We start from the raw sequence: 23,067 nt of genomic DNA on the forward strand, positions 1-23,067 counted from the left end.
ACAATAATGGTATTATGTTGTGAGTGTTGAATAAGGAATACGCACAGCCTGAAGAACGGAAATCTCAAATGCAGTTAACAGAGAGGCACATCATTAAATCCACGGAACATCGTTTCGCCCAAATTGACGAACTAGCCTTTAAATCCAAAAACCTCTACAATGTCGCCAATTACGTCATTCGTCAGAACTTTATTTATGGATGGGGCTATGTCAATTACAACGAAATGAACCGATTGATGAAATCTCATGAAGCCTACAAGACTTTGCCTGCTAAAGTAAGTCAGCAAATCTTAATGGTTTTAGACAAGAATTGGAAATCGTTTTTTGAAGCCGTTAAAGCTTACAAAGTTGATTATTCAAAATTCACTGGTCGCCCAAAATTGCCAAAGTACAAAGATAAAGTCAAAGGGCGAAACCTTCTCGTTTACACGATTCAAGCAATTAGTAGCAAACAGTTAAAGGAAGGAATTCTCAAACTTTCCGGCACTGAGCTTTCAATTAAAACCCAACTCAATCCCAACCAAATTTGTCAAGTTAGACTGGTTCCGAAATGTGATTCCTATGTAATTGAGGTGATTTATGATGAACCGGAGTCCACCATCAGCAATGCCAACTCTGTAGCTAGTATTGATTTAGGACTGGATAATTTAGTGGCGTTAACTTCAAATCAACCGGGATTTATCCCTTTGTTGATTAACGGGCGACCATTGAAATCGATTAACCAGTTCTACAACAAACGCAAATCCCGATTACAATCCCAGTTAAAAGGGAATCGTCAAACCTCACCCAGAATTCAGCGATTAACTCGCTGTCGTAATCAGAAAGTTGATAATTACTTGCATCATGCTAGTCGTGTGATTGTTGACCATTTGGTAGTGAACCAAATTGGAACGCTGGTAATCGGCAAAAATGCACAGTGGAAAACCGATATCAATCTAGGTAAACAAACCAACCAAAACTTTGTCAGCATTCCTCACTCTCGATTAATTGAGAAGTTAGAATACAAATCTCGGTTGGTGGGAATCACAGTAATTGTGCAGGAAGAATCCTACACATCCCGCTCCAGTTTTTTAGGTTTAGACCCAATTCCTGTTTATGGAAAAACAGAAAAAGAGCCTGTGTTCACTGGTAAACGGATGAAGCGAGGTTTGTACAAAACATCGACCGGTCGGTTAATTAATTCTGATGTGAATGCTTCGTACAACATTCTCAGAAAAGCAATCCCAAATGCGTTTAGCAATGGGATAGGGAGCTGCGTAGTTCAGCCGAGGCGGGTTAATCCGCTCAAAGTGAAAGTGAAGGGGGAGGGACTTGACGCCTCCCATGTCATGTGCAATAAATGACTATACTTTTGCCAGCTATAATACAGGGCAAGTTAAGACTGTGGCTCGCAAAAATGCTGTCAACAGCCCGGGAGCTCAAAAGCGATGACCCGCACCAAAGTTAGACAAATGTCACGATCGACTTTAGAACAAGAGATTTTACTCAATCGAATTACCAATCGCATCCGTAACTCTTTAGAACTCCAAGAGATTTTGACGACAACTGCGCGAGAAATCCGCAGCTTTTTAGAAAGCGATCGAGTAAAAGTTTATCGCTTTGAGGCAGACGGTAGCGGTGAGGTGATTGCTGAGTCCATCAATGGCCACAAGTTGCCATCTATGCTGGGTTTGCGCTTTCCAGCAGGCGACATTCCCCAGAGTGCTCGGGAAATGTTTCTCAAAGCGCGGCAGCGAGTGATTGTAGATGTGGAATTGCAGCATCAAACAATTAATCGGTTAGATTGTCCCGAAACCGGCAAAACTTTAGCAGTTGAAGATATTAGCTATCGTCCTGTAGACCCCTGTCACGCTGAATATCTCAAGGCTATGGGGGCACGTTCTTCTCTGACGGTGCCGATTTTGCATCAAAATCACCTTTGGGGACTGTTGGTGTCTCATCACAGCCAACCGAAACGGTTTAGCGATCGAGAATTGAAAATGGTGCAGTTGCTTGTGGATCAACTTTCAATTGCGATCGCCCAATCTTTTCTACTCAGTCAAGCTAGACAGCAAGCGCGCGACGAAGCCGTTATCAACCAAATTACCAGTTTGCTGCATTCTCCTCTGGAACTCAACGAAATTCGGAAAGCAGTTCTCGAACAAACTGTCAAGCATTTGCGTGGTTCAGGAGGGCGACTCTACCTTGCAGCCGAGTTTGGCGATCGGCCCGCTTTGCTTTATACCTGTGGCCAGCAGCCCACGGACATCGACCTTGAACTCAGCCCGTTTTGGCAGCAGATTATGTGGAGGGCAAGCCAAGACGATCGAGCACAAACGGCTAATCATACAAGCCAATTAGGTATTTTTGAAAATCTCTATTCCCAGCATTACAGTTCAATTGACAGCAATATTTCGAGTTTTCTCGTACCACACTTGTACGCCATTTCCGATATTTCTAAAGAACCTCAACTCAAATCAGTCTCTGCCAATTTACTCGCAGCTTCCATTCGATCATTTTTGGCAGTACCGCTGCAATACCGCCAACAGTGCATCGGCTGTCTCACCGTTTTTCGCAGCCCTATAGAAACAGAAATTTTGTGGGCGGGCCGTTGCAGTTCGGACGCCCGGAACGATCGTCCCCGACAGTCCTTTGCAGCTTGGAAAGAAATCAAAACAGGCGAAGCTCAAAAGTGGACTAGCGAAGAACAGAAGCTAGCACAATCTTTAGGAACTCACCTGTACATGGCTGTAATGCAGAGGCGTGTAGAGGCGATGATCCGACATCAAGCTTCTCACGACCCCTTAACTGGTTTACCTAATAGATTACTGTTTAATGAAAGGCTGTCTTTAGCTTTAGCTAGCGCTCACCAAAATGGAGAAATGCTGGCAGTAATCTTTCTAGATTTAGATAGATTTAAAAATGTTAACGATACTCTCGGTCATCCCGTGGGCGATTTGTTGCTGCAAAGTGTATCTCGGCGTTTGACTAACTGTTTGCGCGTCGGGGATTCGATGGCTCGTTGGGGCGGCGATGAATTTACTGTGCTGCTGTACAATATCAACACCCCGGAGGAAGCAACTAAAATTTGCCAGCTAATTATCCAGAGTTTAAGCAGTCCTTTTGATTTTGAGGGTCTGGAACTTTATATTAAGGCTAGCTTGGGAATTGCTTTGGCTCCTTATGACGGAGAAGATGCAGAAACTTTGCTAAAAAATGCTGATGCTGCGATGTACAAAGCTAAACAAAAAGGTCGCAATAATTATCAGTTTTACACGCAGGCGATCGGCAGTAAAGTCTCCGAGGATCTTAACTTAGAAAATCATCTTTACAAAGCTCTAAAAAAATCTGAGTTTGTCCTGTACTATCAACCGCAAATAAATTTAAAGACTGGCAAAATAGTGGGCATGGAAGCTCTGATTCGCTGGGAGCATCCCGAACGCGGTTTGATTCCTCCCGATCGATTTATTCCCTTAGCTGAGGAAACAGGATTAATCTGCCAAATTGACGAATGGGTGATGCGGACTGCTTGCTTGCAAAATCGAGCGTGGCAGTTACAGGGATTGCCGCCGATGCGGATAGCAGTGAATTTATCAGCCCGCCAGTTTCTGCAACCTCACACGGTACAAATCATCGCCGAAATTTTATCAGAAACCAAGTTAAATCCCGAATATTTAGAAATAGAAATTACCGAGAGCATTGCGATGACAGATGTGAGCTTTACGGTGTCGGTATTGCAGCAGTTGCAGGACATGGGAATTCACATTTCTCTGGACGATTTTGGCACTGGTTATTCTTCGCTGTGGTCTCTGAAAAACTTTCCCCTCAATAATTTAAAAATAGACAAATCTTTCGTGGCCGATTTGGTGACTGGCAGCAACGGTGCTACTATTGTGAAACTGGCGATCGCCTTGGGACAGGGCCTGAATTTACAGGTGATTGCTGAGGGAGTGGAAACAGCAGAACAGTTGGCGTTTTTGCAGTCGCATCAGTGTGATATGGGTCAGGGTTACTTCTTTAGCAAACCCATACCGGCGCCGGCGGCAACGCAATTGTGCCTAGAAAATCAATCCGGGAACAAACAAAAGCTTCTCTTTTGAGCGATATCTGTAGGGACAAAGGCTTTCGCCGTTTCCGGCGCGGGGAGTAAGACACGGCGCCATGCCCATAGGTGTCAACTTAGCGTTAAACCCGCACTCCGGCAGTCCGGCAGGGGTTGAAACCCCTGCCTCAAAGCCGAAGTCCTCTGAAGAGGACTGAAAAACTCATTAGTCCTCTTCAGAGGACTTCAGCTATTAGACAGGGACTTCAGTCCCTGGCGGACTGCCGGGTGGGAGGACTGGCGGACTGATAGATTAAGTTGACACGACGAAAGGCAGTGCCCTTTCCTACATAATGATTATTTTGGGGTAGGGAAACGGCGAAAGCCTTTGTCCTCCGTTGCCTTACTGCCAAACAAACACTTTGGCTTCGTATTCCGGCAAGTCAATCATAATATTGTTCTCGCCCGATTCAATATCATAATTCCCCGTCCATTCGTGCCAAGTTCCATTTTCCGGGAAGTGGGGAACGCTGTAACCTGCCAGATAATTTTCCGACATATTCGCCACTACTACAACTCTCGAACCTTCATCGTTCCAGCGAGTGTAAGCAAAAACTTTCGAGTCAGGGTCTTCGTGGAAAAACTCGATGTTTTCTGTGTAAAGTGCTTGGTTATTTTTACGCAGGTGAATCAAGCCTTTGTAGTATTCCCACAAACCTTTATTCAGGTCATTTCCTAGCAGCGTCCAGTCAATTTTAGATTGCTCAATGGTTTTGGCTTTGTATTCGCCAAATTCTTCGCCCATCCAAATTAGGGGCACGCCAACTGCTGTCATTAACAGCACGGTTCCCAACTTTGCCCGCTTGAAGGCGGCTTCATCCAAAATTCCGCGCGAGCCCAATTCGGCAAAAATGCGATCGTGATCGTGATTGCTCAAATAATTGACTACATTCGTCGCACCCAAGTAACCTTGCCGCTTGCAGTCGATTACCTCTTTGAGGCGTTCTAAATCAAAATTGTCCCCGCAGAGTTGTGGAATTATGGAGTGATAGAAACTGTCGTGCCAGCAGCCGTCCATCGGCCCGTCTAGATTAGTGATGCTGGGCTCGTCGGGAATGTATTCGGCAACGGTATAAAAAGGTTTGGGGCCGGCGGCATTTTTGGCTTCTTGAACTACCCAGTGCATGAAATCGTAGTTAGCAATTTGTCGCGCCGCGTCGAAACGAATGCCGTCGAGATGATATTCTTGAATCCAGAAGCGGACTGTATCGCCAGCAAATCTGCGCGCCGGGAAAGTTCCTAGGTTTTCGTCATAGAATTCGTAGTTAAATTCCGGGCCCCAATTGTTATCTGGATCGCGGGGTTCGTGGTGATACCAATAATCGTGATCGATTTGAGTGAGGGGGCTCGACGCTTCCGAGTGGTTGTAAATCCCGTCCATGATGACGCGAATCCCGCGCCCGTGACACTCGTCTATCAGGTTTTTGAGTTCTTCTGTGGTTCCGTAGCTGGACTCGGCAGCGAAGAAGTAGCGGGGGTTGTAGCCCCAACTGTAGTCGCCTGGGTATTCTTTGAGGGGCATGAGTTCGATCGCATTGATGCCGAGTTCGACTAGGTAATCGAGTTTTTCGACGACGTGCTTGTACTGGCCGCGGGCGAAGGGATCATCTTCGCCACCGGAAAAGTCGGCAATGTGCATTTCGTAAATCACTAATTCCCGATCGGCCGGTAGCGGTTTATCGTCGTGTTTCCACACATAGGTATCGATAATGCGATCGCCATCTTTGATCCGAACAATGCCGTTTTGACTTGGATCGTCGATGTCAGTCGCATAGGGATCGACCACATCTACCCACTGATCTGCTTCCAGAAACCAGCTTTTCGACTGAACGCGAAATTTGTATTGATAAACGCCATCCTCCAACTCAACTCGCGTGCGGAAATAACCCTCTTCGTCCTTTTCCATCGGGATTTCTTCCCAATTAGAAAAAGAGCCAATCAAAGCAGCTCCTTTGTTGTAGGGAGCAAATAACTTGAATTCAATTGGGGCCGCCATAATACCTCTTTCTAAAATATTTCAGTAGCAGTTGATACTTTTAATTTCGCAAATTTAAGCGAACTCAGCATCACTCTACGGATATAATTTCTTTAAGGCTTAACTCTTCCTAAAAGTATCGTAATCTGGCCTCTGTCTCTGCCTTTTATGAAGTGAAATCGCGCAATATCGGCAGTGCAAGCGAAATTTATCTAACTGGGGATCGCTCAACAATAAGTATTAGTAATAGCATAGTTTTTTAGCATCTATCTTAAGGTAGATTCAGTCTTTTTAAAATTTTAAAAAATCTCTGTACATGGATAGATGTGGCTTTAAAATTTATCCCTTTTTTAACAACAAACAATTGGTGGGCTGGTGCACACTGCCTAGCCTAATTTTTTGGTAACAATTAGTTAGTCGGTGTGCACTGCACACCCTTAATCAGTGGCTGTAAGGTGCGCCCAGCGCACCCTACTTTTAACTTGATTTTGCCTGATGATAAGGCTTCATCCAACCAAGCCAGAACGCAGGGCGAGAACGGCTGCCTGAGTGCGGTCATCAGCGCACAACTTGTTCAAAATATTGCGAACGTGAGTCTTGACTGTACCGACAGTAATGTACAGCTTTTCGGCGATTGCAGCATTGCTGTAACCCTGCACGATCAGTTCCAAAACCTCTAATTCCCGCTCGGTTAAAGGATAAGTCTCAATGATGTGACTAAACTCGGGTTCGGCAGCCTTAATCGTGACTCTTTTACCCTCAGCCTTCGGTTCTTCCGGCGCGGGTTCCTGAGTGCGAGCTTGTTTCAGGACGATACGGGCGATCGCCGGATCGATCCAAGAGTTACCTTCGTGAGTTACTTTTACTACATCTAATAACTGATCGAAGCTAATATCTTTCATGCAGTAAGAGTCAGCTCCGGCGGCAAAAGCTGCCAGAACTTCTTCTTCATTGTCCTGAAAAGTCAGAATCAAAATTTTGGTATCGGGATCGGACTCCGCTACCGATTTCTTGAACTTTTGTGTAAGTTCAATGCCATCAAAATCCGGCAAGCCAATATCTACAATTGCCACGTCAGGTTTTGAAGACTGAAGCAGTTTCAATCCCTCTGTAGCGTTAGCTGCATCGCCGACAACTTCTATCGTGTCACGCTGTTGTAAAGCAGTGCGGATGCCGACTCTTGTCAGGTCATGGTCTTCTACCAAAGCAACGCGAATTTTACTCATCTTTCTTCCAATAGCCCGCTAAATTTTTAAAATATCGTCAACTGACTCAGCTAAACTGAGTAAATTTGAGAATGTGTCCTGATTTAGGGTTTTACAGGTCGCACATCATTTTAAAGCATACTCATGCAGCCGCCAAGAATGCAAGTTAATTTTTAAGTTATTTTGCCGCGATGCCTGCACGAGCCTTCCTCGGGACAGGTAAGCTCTCAATGTTTCAATAGTTTAACTGAATTATCTCATTGTCCGCCCGTTGATAGAGGTAAGGATACCACTACCCCGATAAATTTAAAGTATAAAAAATTTTGATGCACTTGGGCCCTCAAAATCAATAAAGCTAGCAGCACGAGTCTTTAATCGGTGTTAGGGCTCTAGTCCAACGCTTATTTATATAACCTGTTATGACTCAGTATCACGGCAATAAGTCTTTTCCCTCGGAGTTTTCCGACTCGGAAATCTTACACAAAGTATCTGAAATAACATCGCCCCAACCCCAAGTTGGCGACTGCGAAACTCAGGACGATCGCCTGTGGTCGGCAATTCCTCACATTGTTTGGAAAACAAATGCCGACGGCTGGGCGACTTATTTCAGTCAGCGCTGGGAGGAGTACACCGGGGTACCAGCAGCAGAAGCTTTGGGTTTCGGGTATCTGGCGCGCGTCCACCCAGAAGACCGCCCTCGTCTATTGGCAAGATCGCACAGTTCTAAGTTCCCGCCGCCAAGCTACGAAATTATATTTCGTCTGCAGACGCGAGAGGGCACTTACCGCTGGAACGTGGCAAAAGGAGGGCCTGCTAACCCGGACAGTCAGGAAGTTTTGGAGTGGGTGGGAACCTACACAGATATGGAGCCGATCGAACAAACTCAACCCGAGCCCCAAGCAGAACCAGAGTTTTGGCGCCATCAAGCGCGCTCGGAAGCTAACTTCAAAGATGAAAAATGGTGCCAAGCCCGGACGGTAATAAAGGCTGGGGGGGAGTTACAGGTGATAGAGCAGTTTACAAATATATTGAGCCAGCGCGCGGGTAATTGGAATGAATTGTTGCAAGCCATCGCGGACGCGACTGTGGAGGCGATCGCAGGAGCGGAATTTTGCCTAGTTGCTCTTCTGGAGTCCGATTGCAGCGGTCTCAAACTCAGCGCTGTCGGGGGCACGGAAAACTTTGGTGGGGGCAAAACCCCGCACGTGCAAAACAAGCTGCTGTGGAAAGCATTTGCAACCGGAGAGTCTGTACTGTGGCGGTCGGAGTGCGGCAAAGGCTTGTTGCCGGCGGCGGCTTGTGCAGCGGCGATCGAGTCGGGGCAAAGCGGGCGTTTGGGTGTGTTGGCTATCGGCAACGGGAAAGACAGCATGGCGATGGACAGGCATACTCAGCAACTGCTGGCGGTGATGGGAAAACAAGCGGCGATCGCGATTAACAACGCGCTGGCGATCGAAAAATTAAAAAAGCAGGAACAGCTTTTAGACTTGCAAAACGAGCTGCTAATTCGTCAGCAGGAAGAACTGGAAAATCAGGTGCGACGCATTCAACAGCAAAAATTGCAACTGCTAGAAGCAGCCAAGTTAAAATCGCAATTTTTGGGCATCATGTCCCACGAATTGCGAACTCCCATGAATTCGATTATCGGCTTTTCCCAATTGCTGCTGCGCCAGCACAAACAACTGCTGACCGCCCAGCAAACAGAAATGGTGGGACGCATTTTACATAACGGCAAAAATCTGCTACTGCTGATTAACGATATCCTCGACCTCTCCAAAATCGAGAGTGGCCGCACAGAATTAAAAATTGAAAAATTTCATTTAGCCCATTTAGTAATGGATGTCGCCCGGGAATTCGGAAATCAAGCCACCGATAAGAACGTGGCAATGTCCGTCAGCGTGTGCTTGCAGGATCAGTTGATAGTTAATGACAAGGTGCGCCTGCGGCAAATTTTGGCCAATCTCGTTTCCAACGCGGTTAAATTCACACATGAGGGCAGCATTTATATTGAGGTGCGGGAATTAAATTGCGATCGGCTAATTCTCACCGTTCGGGATACAGGAATCGGCATCTGTGAAAAGGCTCTTCCCCACATTTTCGACAAGTTCCACCAAGGCGACCAAACCACAACTCGCAAATATCCAGGCACCGGTTTAGGACTAGCTATTTGTGCTTCTTTAGTCAAAACGATCGACGGCACTATTACTGCCGAAAGTCAACCCAAAAAAGGTTCGACATTTCGGATGGAATTCCCGCGAAAAATTTATCCGAAAAAACTAACTTCCTGACCCGTTTTTTTTTGACGGCTAAAAAATAGATATACATATAGATTATACGGGAGCATCTGTATGGAAATCGCAAGACCTAAGTCCGGCGCGGGGTGCTTCGATTTTTAACAATTGCTATAAGATTGATGATTAGATTTCTTGCAAAAGTCCAATTCACCCCCCCGCAAGTCCCCCCTTATTAAAGAGGGAAACAAGAATAATCCTGCTTCCTCTCCTCCCCTTGTATCAGGGGAGTGTTCCCGATAGGGCGTGGGGTGGGCGTCCCGCCCGCCCTTTCTGGACGGGCTCTTAGGCCCATCCCACAAACCATCACGCATTGTAAGTTATTTAATTCTCATTCCATAGAAAGACTTTCGTCCCTCTCTAATACACGAAAGAATAAATAGGACTAAGGGCAAAAAAAGTTTTACCTACTAATTATAGCGGTAGGGTGCGCCGAGGCGCACCCTACATATAGAGGCTTTGGGTAATTCCTTTATTCTTGAGTCCCTCTCTGCTAGGAGGAGAGTTTGTGTAGGATAGGTTGCAACAGCAGACTATTATCTAAAGACTAGAAGTTTTCCCTACTTCCGCCTGAGTAGCAATTGGTTTAACATCGGTGTAGCCCATAGTATTAGCTACGTCGCGCAGCACTGTAATTTGCTGTTCAAACTCAAGACCTTCAAATTGACCCAACACGCCATTGACAGCCTCAGTTGCCTCATATCCTTCGGGAATATCGACAATTGTTTCCCCCATACCAATAGCCCAAGCATACCAAACCACCAACTGATTGTTAGCAGTTAAAGCTCCGTAAGCGTGAGAATACGGCGTGTCGTCGCGGTTGACAATCCCTCGCATTATATTCAGTTGTTGGTCATGGGAAAGCTTGTAAAAATCATCCAGCAGCATGGGAGCTAATTGTGGGTCAGCAGCGGCGGGAGCTGCAGGTGTAACTGAATCTCCCATTTTTTCATAAACAAAGTAGAGCAGCGCCAGTTTTTCATCTGTACCCAACCCGTTGATTGTCTGAACGATGTTTTTAGTGTCGTTGGAGAGAGAATGAGGATTGGTGGCGGCGGGTGAGTTCATAAATCAAATTCCTTAAAAATGCTTCCAGAATATATAAATATCAACATTTGTAAGTGCCCGTCACCATCCCCGAGAGGTAATACGATTTTAGATTTTAAATTTTAGATTTTAGATTAAACAATGGGGAATGGCTTAGTATGTATGGGTTTGGATCTTGTCTAAAGCTGCATTCTTTTCGGAAAGCGGCGTAATGTTAAGGCATCACCCTAGAATAAATCATCCTTAAGATAGAAGCCAACGATACATCTGCGGGTAGATGAAAAAGCATGGAATTAAAGTAAGAATTGATACAGTGAATTGTTAAATAAAACTAGCAAGGAGTCGGCTATGTCTCAAATCAATACAGAACCAAATAACATTGAGAGCTTTGACGCTCAGCAGATCACTGAAAGCGCGGAAGCTGGAGAACAAAAGTTGCCGACCGTTGATGTATCAGCAGACTACGAAGCTTCAAAAGAATTCAGCGTTAGTGACATCGATCGCACGGGTGCCGGCGCTCAAGCTGCCGCCGCTGCAACTGCACCTAAATTTCCTATTCCTGCTCCTAAAGAGACCGCAAAGCCGGCAGATACAAGCGGCAATCCCGCTGATTTTCGTTCGATGGCTCAGGAAATTAAGCCCGCAGGTACACCGGGCGAAGTTAGCGACGATTTGATGCAGAAAGCGATCGATCTTGGTACTCCCGGCAGCTAATTTAGCAATTCTCAATCCTCGATGCAAAACCTCTGTATTGTAGGGTGCTTATGGCGCGCCTTACCCCTCTAATTCGCGCGTCAAACCACTTTTTAATAAGTCCTGAATTCTCAATTGAATGCACGATAAGCTGCAATACAGTAGGGACACAACAATGTTGTGTCCTTAAAGGCTGCAATAAGGTAGGGACACAACAATGTTGTGTCCTTAAAGCGTTAATTTTAACTCTCCCTAATCGCTTAAATTTAAGTCGATCGCCCGACAGATTTTGCCGACAGTGCGATCGCTCATAATTTCAATTACTAAATCCACCCGATCGCCCTCCAGCATCGACTTAATAAATAATTCGGGATGCAGCGCTTTCCAGAAATATTCGACAAACCGATTAATTTCGGCTTCTGACATTCCCGATTTCCCCGTAGCCATCATTTCCCGTTCCGCCTGATTGCGCCACACTTGAGAAATGCGATAATCTTGGGGACACAAAACCATCAACCGATCTAATCGGTTCCACAGTGGCAGATAGTCGTGCAGCTTCGCATTCATATCGCGCGCAAACTGACAGTCGCTTTCTGTGGAAATCGGAAACGGTGCAGCCGCCAAAAACTCGTTTAATTTGGCATCAACCACCGGATTCACACCGACAAACCAACCTTCAAAAAGTACAATATCCGCACCGGAAATAATTTCGGGTTGACTTCTATCTCCTGCACCTCCATAGGCAGATTTGTCAAACCGGGGAATTTCTATATTTTTAATTATATCCGGTTTTATGGCATCAGATTTGGGATTGTCAACTGCTGCTAATTCGCGAGTTTGAGAACCGCGCAACTTGTCTAAAACTGCGATTCCCAAGTCAATATCGTGAGTGCCGGGGGGGCCGCGCCAAATTAAACGCGGGTCTGCTTTTTGGAGTTGTTGGCGATCGGCAAAAGTCTTGTAAAGATCGTCTAAAGAAAGGCTGACAGTAGAATATCCCAATTTTCCCAGAATCAGCCTCAAAACTTGGCATAAAGTTGTTTTTCCCGTTCCTTGCCCTCCTAAAATTCCTTGAATTAAAGGACGGTTTAAACTTTGTTTTGCAGCCGATAATTGCATGGCCAGCGGCAGCCAAAGATTCCACAAAGTTTCGAGGAAAACAGTTGACTTGAGGGGAAAAGTATGCAATTCGTCAAGAAGAGAAAAGAATAAATCGGTTTTGCAGCGGACAACATCGCCTACATTGTCGGAAGTAATGCCAAAAGCGCGCGATCGCAAATCATCTGCCAGTTCCCACAAAGCCAGGTGATTGAGGTCGGGAGCGCTCAGGCGATCCTCTTCGAGGGCTTCGCTAACGCCGGCTTGCCATCGATGTAAAATTTCAACAGGGGTTACAGTCGATCGATCCATATCCTAAAAACTCTCTATGCGGGGGCGGGTTTTGTACAAATACTATCTGGAATTGACAAATATTTGACCCCACGCAACAACAAATACAAGCCCTCGACTCCTGTCGTAGAGAGATCAAAAATTGCGACCTTAGTTCAATTTCCCAGATTCATCTGTGGAATAAATCTCAAATCTAAAATTCTGCGACTAAGCGCTGACGCCGAAAGTCTAAAATCTTAAATCGACTGACGCTACACGCCCATACAGATACTTTTTTTAAGAGCAGGTTTGTATAAATACTGTCTACAACCGACAAATATTTGAGCATTTTTCACGAGCCAAGTTTAAAAGCCTCCACAAATAAATTGTAAGTCAGACCAATTTTCAGAGCATTGAGCATATCCACCGAAAAAGAACCTGCTACAGGCCGCAGGCGGGCGTAAACCAGCCAGTTGGCGAACTCCGTCAACAACACCAACAGCCCGGCCGCGATAATATCCCACTCAGCGGATTGTCCGGCGATCGTCGAAATAGCTGTTCCCAAAAAAGTGCCGAATAGCAGGCTAATTATCAGAAGCGAAATCCGCCGCCAAGGATTGCTCAGCCAGCCTCGGAAGCGATCGCCCAGAACATCAATTAATCTGTTAATTCGGGTATTCTGCATAAAAGTTATACAATTTGAGATTCGAGATTTGAGATTTGAGATTGGGAATTACTGATTACTATTGGGGTTTGGAGTACGCGCCTATAGTGGCACTCTTTTTTTCAACTGGTATGAAAAGCTATACCGATGAGTAAACAAAGGCCCCTCCCGACCAACTCCAAATCCTTACCGGGGTCAGTATGTCGCCATCTAAAATATAAAATTTAACATCTAAGATGGTATTGAGCGATCGGCGACTTATCGCCGAGAACGGTCAATAAATTTAAGTGTAACTGTATCTTGTGGCACAGCAGCCCCTGGTTTTACATTAAAAATAGTTAAGACTCATTGCGGGTGCAGTCTATCCTTTAAGCCTAAAATTTATGAATCTTAAAATTTACCAGATCGTAATTGGAGTGTCGATCGTCCTAATTACAGGAATGTTTCTAGGACGTTTTGAAATCACTATCTCCAACGGTTCCAATCAGTCCAGCGATTGGCCCTCACAAGCCACCGCATATCCCCCCACACCCCCCGTTTCCCCAGTCGCGACAGGTTCAGCAGACACCGCCAGCGAGCCCAAACCCGACTCAACACCAACCCCCGCACAGTCAGAGGAGGAATTGCTTTCCTCAATCCCTGTAGATGCTAAAGCCGCCGGCAGTCTGCGCGTCAGCAACCGCAGCGAACACCCAGTGCGAGTGGCCCTCCTGTCGAAACGGGAAGCCGAGAAATCCTACGGCAAACCCGCGCACTGGGATTTTGCCCCCGGAGAAGGTGGCGACAAGGGACTGATGCTATCGCTGCCGGAGGGCAAGTTACAAGTCAAACGGGGAGACATTTTAGTGGTTTTTGCTCAGGATGGTTCTCGCCACTACTGGGGGCCTTACGTCGCCGGAGAGACACCCTCGCCCGCTTGGAACAGCACAGCCGGAGAATGGCAATTAATTTTGCAGCCGTGAACCCTTAGCTGCAGGTGCCGAGATTTTGGTCGAGAAAGCCGGTCATCCGGTCTTGTTGAGAATGGTGCGGCTATGGGAGGTTAAACTCACATAGCCACACCATTCTCAAGAACAGGCAAGATGCCTGTTCCACAAAGAGTGAATTTTCTTGGGGGGAGTAGGGGTTGGGCAGGAGAGCCCGCCCATGAAATGCTTGTTGAGAATGGTGCAACATCTCAGTTGAACTGATATCTTGCACCATTCTCAAGAACAGGCAAGATGCCTGTTCCACAAAATATAAATTTTCTTGTGGAACAGGCATCTTGCCTGTTCATAAAAGCCTTGTTGAGAATGGTGTAACATCTGAGTTTAACCGGATTCGATCGAATTGGGAGTTTCGAGAATGCGAATCTTTCGGTAGACTCTCTATGCGAGCGAAAATTTTAAATCTAAAATCGCAGGAAGTTTGCGTGAAGGAAGTTATTAAAAGTTTGTCAGAGTTTAGGAAGCGCCCGTTAGCGTTAGCGAAGCGATCCGAAGGAAAGCCCGCCCCTACGGGGGCTACGCCAACGAAGAGGATCGCACCTTTGCTGCTATCGATTTTATGGCTGTGCGCGATCGCCTGGGTAGGTTTCTTGTGGAATCTCGGCAACATCGGTTTAGTTGACGAAACCGAACCGTTGTTTGCCGAAGCCGCCCGTCAAATGACGGTGACAGGAGATTGGATCACTCCTTATTTCAACGGCGAAACTAGGTTTGATAAGCCGCCGTTGATTTACTGGCTGATGGCGGTGGCTTACCGCACTCTGGGTGTTAACGAATGGGCCGTGCGTCTTCCCTCGGCCTTGTGCGCGATCGGTCTGACTTGCCTGGGATTTTATACCCTATCGAAGGAAGGAGGAAGAAGGAAGGAGGAAGAAGGAAGAAGGAAGGAGGAAGGGCACGACACGGATTCGGAGACGGATACACGGAGGAATGTAACTGTCTTTCCTCCCTCACTCTCCCACTCTCCCACTCCCCCACTCTCCCCCTCTCCCCGTCTCCCACTCTTTCTTTCTACTCCTTGGATTGGTGCTGCCCTAATAGCTTTAAACCCCCAAACTATTGCCTGGGGACGGACTGGCGTTTCAGATATGCTATTAGTCGCCTGTATGTGTTCGGCACTACTCGCATTTTTCCTTGGTTACACTCTAGAAGAACAGAGAGAACAAGCAGAATTTTCCACTGTTTCCGCTTCGCCATTTCCCAATAAGTGGTATCTGACTTTTTACGTACTAATTGCCTTAGCAATTCTGACTAAGGGGCCTGTGGGAATTGTCGTGCCAGCGCTGATTGTTGGCAGCTTCGGGCTTTATTTGGGAAATTTTCGGCAACTTTGGCGCGAAATGCGTCCGGTGTCTGGAATCTTGATTATTCTGGCGATCGCCCTGCCTTGGTACATTTTGGTTATTTTAGCCAACGGTCAAACTTATATTGACAGTTTTTTCGGCTATCACAATTTCCAGCGTTTTACTGGCGTAGTCAACAAGCACTCGGCGCCTTGGTATTTTTACTTTTTTGTAGTGCTAGTTGGTTTTGCACCTTGGTCGATTTATTTGCCGGTGGCGATCGCCCGCACCCGTTTTTGGCAGCGCAGTTACTGGCGTCGTCAACCGCGATCGGCTCAGTTGAGTTTATTTGCCCTCTTTTGGTTCGCTTGCATCTTTGGCTTTTTTACGATCGCCGTGACCAAATTGCCGAGTTATGTATTGCCTTTAATCCCCGCCGCTGCGATTTTGGTAACGCTGCTGTGGAGCGATATTATTGCAGGCAACGAACCCGAAAGCAGGCGGGAAAAGTTAGAAAAAAAACCGAATTCTTTACCGCGAGGGCTGTTAGTTACATACATTTTCAATGTCGTATTTTTATTAATTATAGCGGGAGCAACTTTCTACTGCTACAACTGGCTCGGAGACGACCCGGCTATGCCCAATTTTCCCCAAGCAATTCAGGAGTCGGGATTGCTGATTGTAGGCGGTACGATTTGGATAACGGCAGCGGTGGCGATCGCACTTTTACTTTGGCAGCGGCAACAGCGCTGGATTTTGGTTGCTAACTTCATCGGGTTAGTAGCATTTATCATCTTTGGTCTTACTCCTGCCTACAAAGTGGTTGATATCAACCGCCAGTTACCTCTGAGACAGTTAGCACAGGTTGCGGTTCAACAAAAACTGCCGGGGGAAGAGTTTATTATGGTTGGTTTCTGGAAACCAAGTCTGGTTTTTTATACCCAAGAGCAGGTGACTTACAACCGAGCTGTTACAAAGGCGATCGACTACATTAAGGAATCTAAGAACCCAAATTCTCCCTCTATTTTGTTGCTGGGATATCCAGAGAAATTTGTGGAATTAGGATTGCAGCCAAATCAATATCAATTGTTGGACAGTCGGGGCGCTTACCAACTCGCCAGGGTTCCGAGACAAGCGTTTCGATAGTGTATTGTACAGCGACTCCGGTGAGCCGACCTATTAGGAAGAATTCATGGAATTCACTGGAAAATTTGAAACTCACATTACCGTTTGCCTCAAGGACTTGGACAGAGTAGAGGCGCTTGAACAATGGGGCATTAATCATGGTCTAAAACTTCTCCATATAGTTCTAGACCGTGGGGTTACTGTATCTCAACTAATGTTGACGCGGCATGGGCAAGGTAGCCTGACAAACGAGTTAAAGACGGCATTTGATTCAAGCCAATCTCTAAATGCTGAAGGCTTCACGGTGACACGCATCAAAATTGAGGTGCCACAGTGGAATCAGAGTGTTCCGCAGTCTAATGCCGAAGCACTAAACCATCCATGCGATCGCTATTTTGAGCATCATATCAAACTGTTGCTTGAACCTTCTGCTGATATTCTGCCTCTGATGGACATTGCCGAAAGACATTCTGCTCATCTCTCTCGTAATCTCTTCCAGACTCGGAGTGACCAATATCACGAGCGATTTGTCACTCAGCGTTGTATCTCCGTTGGTCGTGTTGAAGCTCAACAACAACTTCAAACTCTCTTAAAAGCGATCGCTACTTTGAGATATTTAGCGATCGATGTCGAAGCAGAATTTGTTGTCTATGATAGTAATCTTGACCTTGACGCAGGTTGGATTCAAGGGAAAGAATCACCAATTTTACACGGATAATTATCAAGCACAATATAAAATCAGAGGATAGCCCGAATAATAGGTAAATAATCACCAATTTCACAGGCTTAATAATTATTAAACACAATATAAAATTCGCTAATAGGATGTATAATAGGCAAAAAATCACCAATTTCACAGGAATAACTATCAAGCATAATATAAAGGAGGATTAATGAAATACGATCCGAAGACATACATCATTGTTTCAGAACAAGGTGAGAAAATTGAACGCCCAACAGTTTTCGAGCCGGCACTAATTCCCCAAAAGCATCTTCGGGGAGCATTTCGTCTGGGAGAGCCAATATTTCAAGATCCAGAGATTAGAACTCAATGGCTGAATATGCGTCGGCAAGTGATGGATTATCTGCTGCAAATTATTAGTTGTTCAATCTGGAAAGATCACCTTGTCTTACGAGGTAGTTTATTACTGAAAGCATGGTTAGGAGATGTGGCGAGAGAACCCGGTGATATAGACTGGGTTTTTCGGCCTCACGATATTAGCGTCAATTCCCCTTTATCTAGAGAATTGTTCAATGGATTAATTCAGATAGTTTCAGATAATCCTCATGTAGGTCATGCGATTATTGACGTTGACAAAATCTCCATAACTGAGATTTGGACTTATGAACGTGCATCAGGTAGGCGCATTATTTTCCCTTGGAAAGCAGACGGTTTTCCTTCAGGAGATTTGCATATGGATGTGGTTTTTAATGAAGAACTATTGTGCGATCCAATTGAGGTCTATATCCCTTCGTCAATTGGTGAAAATAGGTTAGTGTGGGCAGCTTCTAAAGAACTGTCATTGGCATGGAAATTGCTGTGGTTAGAAACCGATATGTATCCACAAGGCAAAGATTTATATGATGCAACACTCTTAGCGGAGCAAACTTCATTGTCCTTTGACATTCTTTATCAAGTGCTTCATTCAAGTGAAGATTGGAAGAATCAGGTTGCATGGAAACCAAACTTTTCTTGGAAATCGGGATTTCCTTGGACAGAATCACCGGGTTCAGTATATCTAGATTGGGACAACTTTAAGCTCGAGTATCCTGGGGTTGAAGGTGAGGCAAAGGATTGGCAAGCTCGGCTTTCACTGGCCTTAGCACCGACAGTGGCCAACCTTGAGGATTGAACCTGTAGATAACTGGTTATAGAATCCAGGAATTAGATAGATATCATAGAAGTCAGCAAGGGAGCGCTCGCTCATAATTAAGGGAGTGTCTACAGCCACCCAGCATCATCGAGAAAAGCGTATTTAGAAAAGTGGAAGATTATGATTCCAATCAATGAAGCCCAAAAGCAGTTGCAGCAGTTGATCGATTCGGTGAGTCAGTCGCACCAACCTATTGTGATTGCAGGACAGACTAGCAATGCAGTGTTATTATCTGAATCTGACTGGGCATCTGTGCAGGAGACACTGTATCTTCTATCAGTCCCAGGGATGCGGGAATCGATTCGGGAAGGACTGGCAACGGCAATTGAGGATGGCGATCGCTCTTTGGAGTGGTGAATGGGAATCTGGTATACACCAAACAGGCACAGAAAGATGTCAAAAAACTGGTGTATAGCAATTTACGAGACAAAGCACAAGAGTTCAGGCGCTACTATGGGTATCAGTCAAAGAAAAGACTATCCCACGATATGTATTTACTCTAGATAAGGTGATAACACATAATGCAAAAGCAAACAGACGATCTTAATCAGCAGTTAGAATCAGTTCGTTGCAAAATTATTAATTCCTACCTTACAACTATTGAAGATAGCTTTCTCGAAAACCGTCCCCAACTAAAACTTATCAATTATGGTACGGGTTCCGGAAAAACTCACCAATTGTTTCAAGCGATTTATAAAACCATACAAGAACATCCAAAAAATCAAATAATCGGTATATATGTTGCCCCCTTGAGAGAACACTTATGTGTTCCCACTTCAGTTGAGAGCCAATACCCAGATATTCCCGTGTATAAAATAAATTCGTTAGCAATGAAAACGACGGATGAGTATATCAAATTATACAAGGAATTGATATCTTTAATTCTCAACAACAAAAAGATTTGGAAGATCGATCGAAAAGTATGTACTGATGAAAAGCTTCAGGCAAATAGACGAAACCTTGAGAAAGTAAAAGATGTGATTAAACGCCTTGAATATGTAAAAAACACAGGTTTGGGAGATGAGGATTTTAATAAATCTGAGACTGATAAAGCAATATGGGAACTGAATTATTTAATTGAAAGCTTTTTAGAATTTTTTATCCAATGTGAATTAGATAAAAGTAATTGTCCTGCTGAATGTTTAAAGTTAATTGAAATATTTTTTCCCTTCCACCTTCTGCAAAACAAATCGGGAATTTTGATGCTCACGTATGATAAATTTGAAACGCTTATTCCGTACTTTATCCACAACGGTACAAAATGGGTCAAGAAAAGCAGTCATCTCGATCGATATGTTATTCAGCATACAGATAACTCCAGAAAGTTTATCCTTGCCTTGGACGAGCAGGAAGATGGCTATCAAATTATGCTACAGAAGAAGATTGATATCATCTCTCCTGAAAAACTGGCAATCAATAATGCGCTGTCATCTATCAATAGAGAATTTTCGATGCTGTTTTCAACTCAAAACAATGAAAACAGAGATTTTTTAAATTTTGTAGATAAGAATAAGGGAGCTTTTTACGAATTTCAAGAACACTTGGAAAAAGACAAAGCTCTAGAAGAAAAATTGCAAAAATTCGCCCGCACATATCAAAGACTGACTGTTGAGGAGGGAAACTCTATCAATTTTTTACAACAGATAGTAGGAATTAAAAATGGGCTTGACGAATCACTGAAAGAAATTTTGGAAATTTTCGATAATCATGATGAACCAAATCACATTATATTTAATTTTGAAAGGTTATCCAGAGTTGTTTCAAAATTCGAGAATAATAGAAGTTTATTGATTCCTCAAAAGCTTTACAATAAAATCTGTGATGATTTAATGAACATTTTTGCATACAACAACCTATACATCTACAACCTCGAACCCCTGCAAGAATTGTTTTTAACCAAACCTTCTGGCGGGCACGTCCAAATCACAGAGGAAAAAGTGGCAGATAATACTTCTGTAGCAGAGTTAATTTATGCCATTCTAGCTGTTCGATCGCAAATCAAAACCATCAAAGATTTTCTAGCTAACGTCTTAGATGCTGAAGATTCTCAATCCCGTTCTTTAGAAATTTGGTCGAAACAAATAGCTAAAGTCCAAAAGGCAAGTGAAGAAAGCCCCTCGCAAAATCAACTGCTAAAATACTTAAATACTACTTATGTCTATGAAAGTTATAAGTCTATCATAAATATCAAAGAAATTTCTCGTTATCAAAATCCTAAAAATAATCTTATCGATCGCGCTCTTAGAGAAGTTTCTATTGGTAGTACGGCTATATTGACTTCGCCTGAATTCAAGATAAATTCCATGTTATGCAATAATAGTAATGTGATTTTTCTGATTTCAGCAACAGGAGGAATTTTAGGAGATTTAAGCACCAGTTATGATATGCAGTATTTCAAAGATAAATTGCGGAATGCTAGTGAATCCGGTCAAAGTTCCTTTAAGGAAATGAGCGAGGAAGAAGTATCGCTTTGCGAAAACATCAGAGAGAGTCGTGAGGCGAAGCGACAGATTGCAGTAAAGTTTTTCGGTCAGGATTTATTGTCTTTCCCAAATAACGCAACTAAAACAGTTGTGGAACGATTTGAAGAAACTATTTTAAAAGGTTTTATCGATAATCTCCAGCAGGATGGGAATTGGCTGGGAATTTACAAAATCCAAGAACTTCAAAAGTTTATTCGTTTCTTGTTTTACCTGTTTGAGGATGACTCAATTCAAGAAACAATTGCTTTTACTCAAACTCTACGCTGGATTAAAAAGTTAATTCAACATTGCGAGCAACGCAATCAGGCTAACTTTATATTTGAGGTGTCACCAGAGCATCCAAACATATATTATATGCAAGTGAGGCATCAGAAATATCAGAGTAATATTAAGATTAAAATAATTTTGTATGAGGCCTCATTCAACAGTCTTTACTGCGACAAAAAAGTTCCTCACACGTATTTGGATGAGCTGGTTGAAAAAGAAGGGGAGAAAATCTTCTTTATATCGGCTTATCAATCAGCTTCCAAAGGATTGAATCCTATCATCAGAAACCCTAACGGCGATGAAAAAGATTTCGACTCTTTAGCTTTGTTAATGGACAGTTACTATACAGTAATGGGTCCATCGCTTAACAAATCAAAAGATTCGGGATTATCTATTACGCTTTACCATTTTGCCTTAATGAAAAGTATTGTAAACTTGGGAGAGTCTAATCTTGAAATCAAAGATTTCAACCAATACCTCAGCCGACCAGAAGCGGGAGAATTTCGACAGCAGCAACACCAGATTTTATTAGGTAAACAAGTTTTGCAAGCTATCGGCAGATCTGAGAGACGCGATTTTCCAAACCAAGTGGTAAAAATATTTGTTAATGAAGAAACCAGAAAAAATTTAGTGAATTTTTACAGATACCTGGAAGGGAAAGAAAAGGAGGAAATTCGGAAATTTTCCGTTAACAACCACAAAGTTTACTTAAGCGTTCGAGAAGAAGAGAAAAAACGATCGATTAAGGATTATGACGATCATGTTATTGATGAGATTGATGCCACTCTGGCTTTTCAAGACTTTAGAACACAAATGTTGGAGGAAATCGAGCGCTTTCATCTTAATAAACATACTTTTGACATCACAAAAACGTGGGATGCGTTGCGCGACCCAATTGTTTTCAAAGACCCAGCTAAGTATCTGGAAAAGTTGCGAGATTCAGGGCTATTTCCTGCTGAATTTATTGAGTCATTATTCTATCACAACCCAGAACAAGTTGAATTTACGCCCTATTTAGCTTCCGAGGAAGAAAGCGGTAAAAAAATCCAGATTATCAGTGATAGCATCAATGGGGAAAAAATATATCCTTATCAGAAGCGGTTATATCCTGAATATCTAAAAATCAGCGAGCGAGGCTATGACTTAGAAGGTAATGAAATTGGCTCCCTAGATACTTCGACTGATTCAATCTACAGACGGTACAACAAGTTGATGCCACAACCGCAAGTTTTTAATACTTATATTCCGCGTCCGCATTTCTTTTACGATGTGTTGTATCCCTCACTCGCTGAAAATTTTGTGGAAGGCTGGATTAAAGATGAAGTTTTCCAAGGCAAAGACTGGAAAGACATAAAATCCAGCTATCGTTTTGAGCCATTGCGAGATTTCAAAAAGTATCGTAAGCTATACGAGCGGTTTGATTTGTACTATGTCAAGGAGAATACGCTATTTTGTATTGATGTTAAAGCTTGGAGCGTGGCTTCGGGAAATCGCCTGTCCAAAAAGACGCTGGATAAAACCGAAAACAAGCTGAATGCGATTGTTTCAGACTATCCAGAATTTAGCACCGCAAGGGGGTTACTTCTTAACTTGCACGCCGCCCAAGAAAAAAATCTACAATACTCACCCATGTTATTTTCGGGAAATTTGATTTTCTTTGACGATCGCAATTGTCCAGTACAATCCAATATCCTCACAGACTTTTTGTTTCACAAGGAGAAATAA

The 23,067-nt window shown here is 44.0% G+C and carries 16 protein-coding genes; 10 read left to right on the forward strand and 6 right to left on the reverse strand.

Translation table 11 applies throughout. The features are described from left to right. Positions 1-68 precede the first annotated feature (68 nt). Together QUA16_RS17295 and QUA16_RS17300 are read left to right on the forward strand one after the other, a co-directional pair. Positions 69-1,343 (forward strand): transposase, encoded by a 1,275-nt coding sequence (locus tag QUA16_RS17295; RefSeq protein WP_333104662.1) that lies wholly within the window; start codon positions 69-71, stop codon positions 1,341-1,343. Between the two features lie 84 nt (positions 1,344-1,427). Further along, positions 1,428-4,079, forward strand: a complete 2,652-nt coding sequence (locus QUA16_RS17300; RefSeq protein ID WP_333181268.1) for an EAL domain-containing protein — start codon at positions 1,428-1,430, stop codon at positions 4,077-4,079. A 345-nt stretch (positions 4,080-4,424) separates the two neighbouring features. Here the strand turns inward: QUA16_RS17300 and QUA16_RS17305 are convergent, their stop codons facing one another. Both QUA16_RS17305 and QUA16_RS17310 read right to left on the reverse strand, forming a co-directional pair. Beyond that, the gene (locus QUA16_RS17305) at positions 4,425-6,077 is read right to left on the reverse strand and encodes an alpha-amylase family glycosyl hydrolase (protein ID WP_333104659.1); all 1,653 of its coding nucleotides are present in this window, start codon (positions 6,075-6,077) and stop codon (positions 4,425-4,427) included. 485 nt (positions 6,078-6,562) lie between these two features. Then, positions 6,563-7,282, reverse strand: a complete 720-nt coding sequence (locus QUA16_RS17310) for a response regulator transcription factor (protein WP_333057024.1) — start codon at positions 7,280-7,282, stop codon at positions 6,563-6,565. 398 nt (positions 7,283-7,680) lie between these two features. On the opposite strand from QUA16_RS17310, the gene QUA16_RS17315 reads away from it, so the two are divergent. Continuing rightward, positions 7,681-9,549, forward strand: a complete 1,869-nt coding sequence (locus QUA16_RS17315; RefSeq protein ID WP_333104658.1) for a PAS domain-containing sensor histidine kinase — start codon at positions 7,681-7,683, stop codon at positions 9,547-9,549. Positions 9,550-10,092: 543 nt separating this feature from the next. Here QUA16_RS17315 and QUA16_RS17320 read toward each other — a convergent pair. Beyond that, a complete protein-coding gene (locus QUA16_RS17320; protein ID WP_333104657.1) occupies positions 10,093-10,620 on the reverse strand; it encodes an orange carotenoid protein N-terminal domain-containing protein in 528 nt (175 codons plus the stop codon). A 327-nt stretch (positions 10,621-10,947) separates the two neighbouring features. Between QUA16_RS17320 and QUA16_RS17325 the strand changes: the two genes are divergently transcribed. Beyond that, positions 10,948-11,313: a hypothetical protein gene (locus QUA16_RS17325; protein ID WP_333104655.1), complete on the forward strand. Its 366-nt coding sequence runs from the start codon at positions 10,948-10,950 to the stop codon at positions 11,311-11,313. Positions 11,314-11,544: 231 nt separating this feature from the next. Here the strand turns inward: QUA16_RS17325 and QUA16_RS17330 are convergent, their stop codons facing one another. After that, entirely contained in the window at positions 11,545-12,702 is a 1,158-nt protein-coding gene (locus tag QUA16_RS17330; RefSeq protein WP_333104654.1) for a glycerate kinase, read from the reverse strand. 310 nt (positions 12,703-13,012) lie between these two features. After that, positions 13,013-13,345: a DUF565 domain-containing protein gene (locus tag QUA16_RS17335; protein ID WP_333104653.1), complete on the reverse strand. Its 333-nt coding sequence runs from the start codon at positions 13,343-13,345 to the stop codon at positions 13,013-13,015. Positions 13,346-13,707: 362 nt separating this feature from the next. Between QUA16_RS17335 and QUA16_RS17340 the strand changes: the two genes are divergently transcribed. After that, entirely contained in the window at positions 13,708-14,286 is a 579-nt protein-coding gene (locus QUA16_RS17340; protein WP_333104651.1) for a hypothetical protein, read from the forward strand. Between the two features lie 70 nt (positions 14,287-14,356). Here the strand turns inward: QUA16_RS17340 and QUA16_RS17345 are convergent, their stop codons facing one another. Continuing rightward, positions 14,357-14,587 (reverse strand): hypothetical protein, encoded by a 231-nt coding sequence (locus QUA16_RS17345; protein WP_333104650.1) that lies wholly within the window; start codon positions 14,585-14,587, stop codon positions 14,357-14,359. 106 nt (positions 14,588-14,693) lie between these two features. On the opposite strand from QUA16_RS17345, the gene QUA16_RS17350 reads away from it, so the two are divergent. From QUA16_RS17350 to QUA16_RS17370, 5 genes are all read left to right on the forward strand, one after another. Further along, positions 14,694-16,739, forward strand: a complete 2,046-nt coding sequence (locus tag QUA16_RS17350) for an ArnT family glycosyltransferase (protein WP_445252154.1) — start codon at positions 14,694-14,696, stop codon at positions 16,737-16,739. 46 nt (positions 16,740-16,785) lie between these two features. Further along, entirely contained in the window at positions 16,786-17,436 is a 651-nt protein-coding gene (locus QUA16_RS17355) for a hypothetical protein (RefSeq protein WP_333104649.1), read from the forward strand. Positions 17,437-17,611: 175 nt separating this feature from the next. Further along, on the forward strand, positions 17,612-18,571 hold the full coding sequence (locus QUA16_RS17360; RefSeq protein WP_333104648.1) for a nucleotidyl transferase AbiEii/AbiGii toxin family protein: 960 nt from the start codon (positions 17,612-17,614) through the stop codon (positions 18,569-18,571). Between the two features lie 141 nt (positions 18,572-18,712). Continuing rightward, on the forward strand, positions 18,713-18,949 hold the full coding sequence (locus QUA16_RS17365) for a type II toxin-antitoxin system Phd/YefM family antitoxin (protein WP_333104647.1): 237 nt from the start codon (positions 18,713-18,715) through the stop codon (positions 18,947-18,949). A gap of 164 nt (positions 18,950-19,113) precedes the next feature. Continuing rightward, the gene (locus tag QUA16_RS17370; protein ID WP_333104646.1) at positions 19,114-23,067 is read left to right on the forward strand and encodes a hypothetical protein; all 3,954 of its coding nucleotides are present in this window, start codon (positions 19,114-19,116) and stop codon (positions 23,065-23,067) included.

The sequence above is a fragment of the Microcoleus sp. S13_C3 genome (assembly GCF_036700905.1).
Taxonomy (GTDB): Bacteria; Cyanobacteriota; Cyanobacteriia; order Cyanobacteriales; family Microcoleaceae; genus Microcoleus.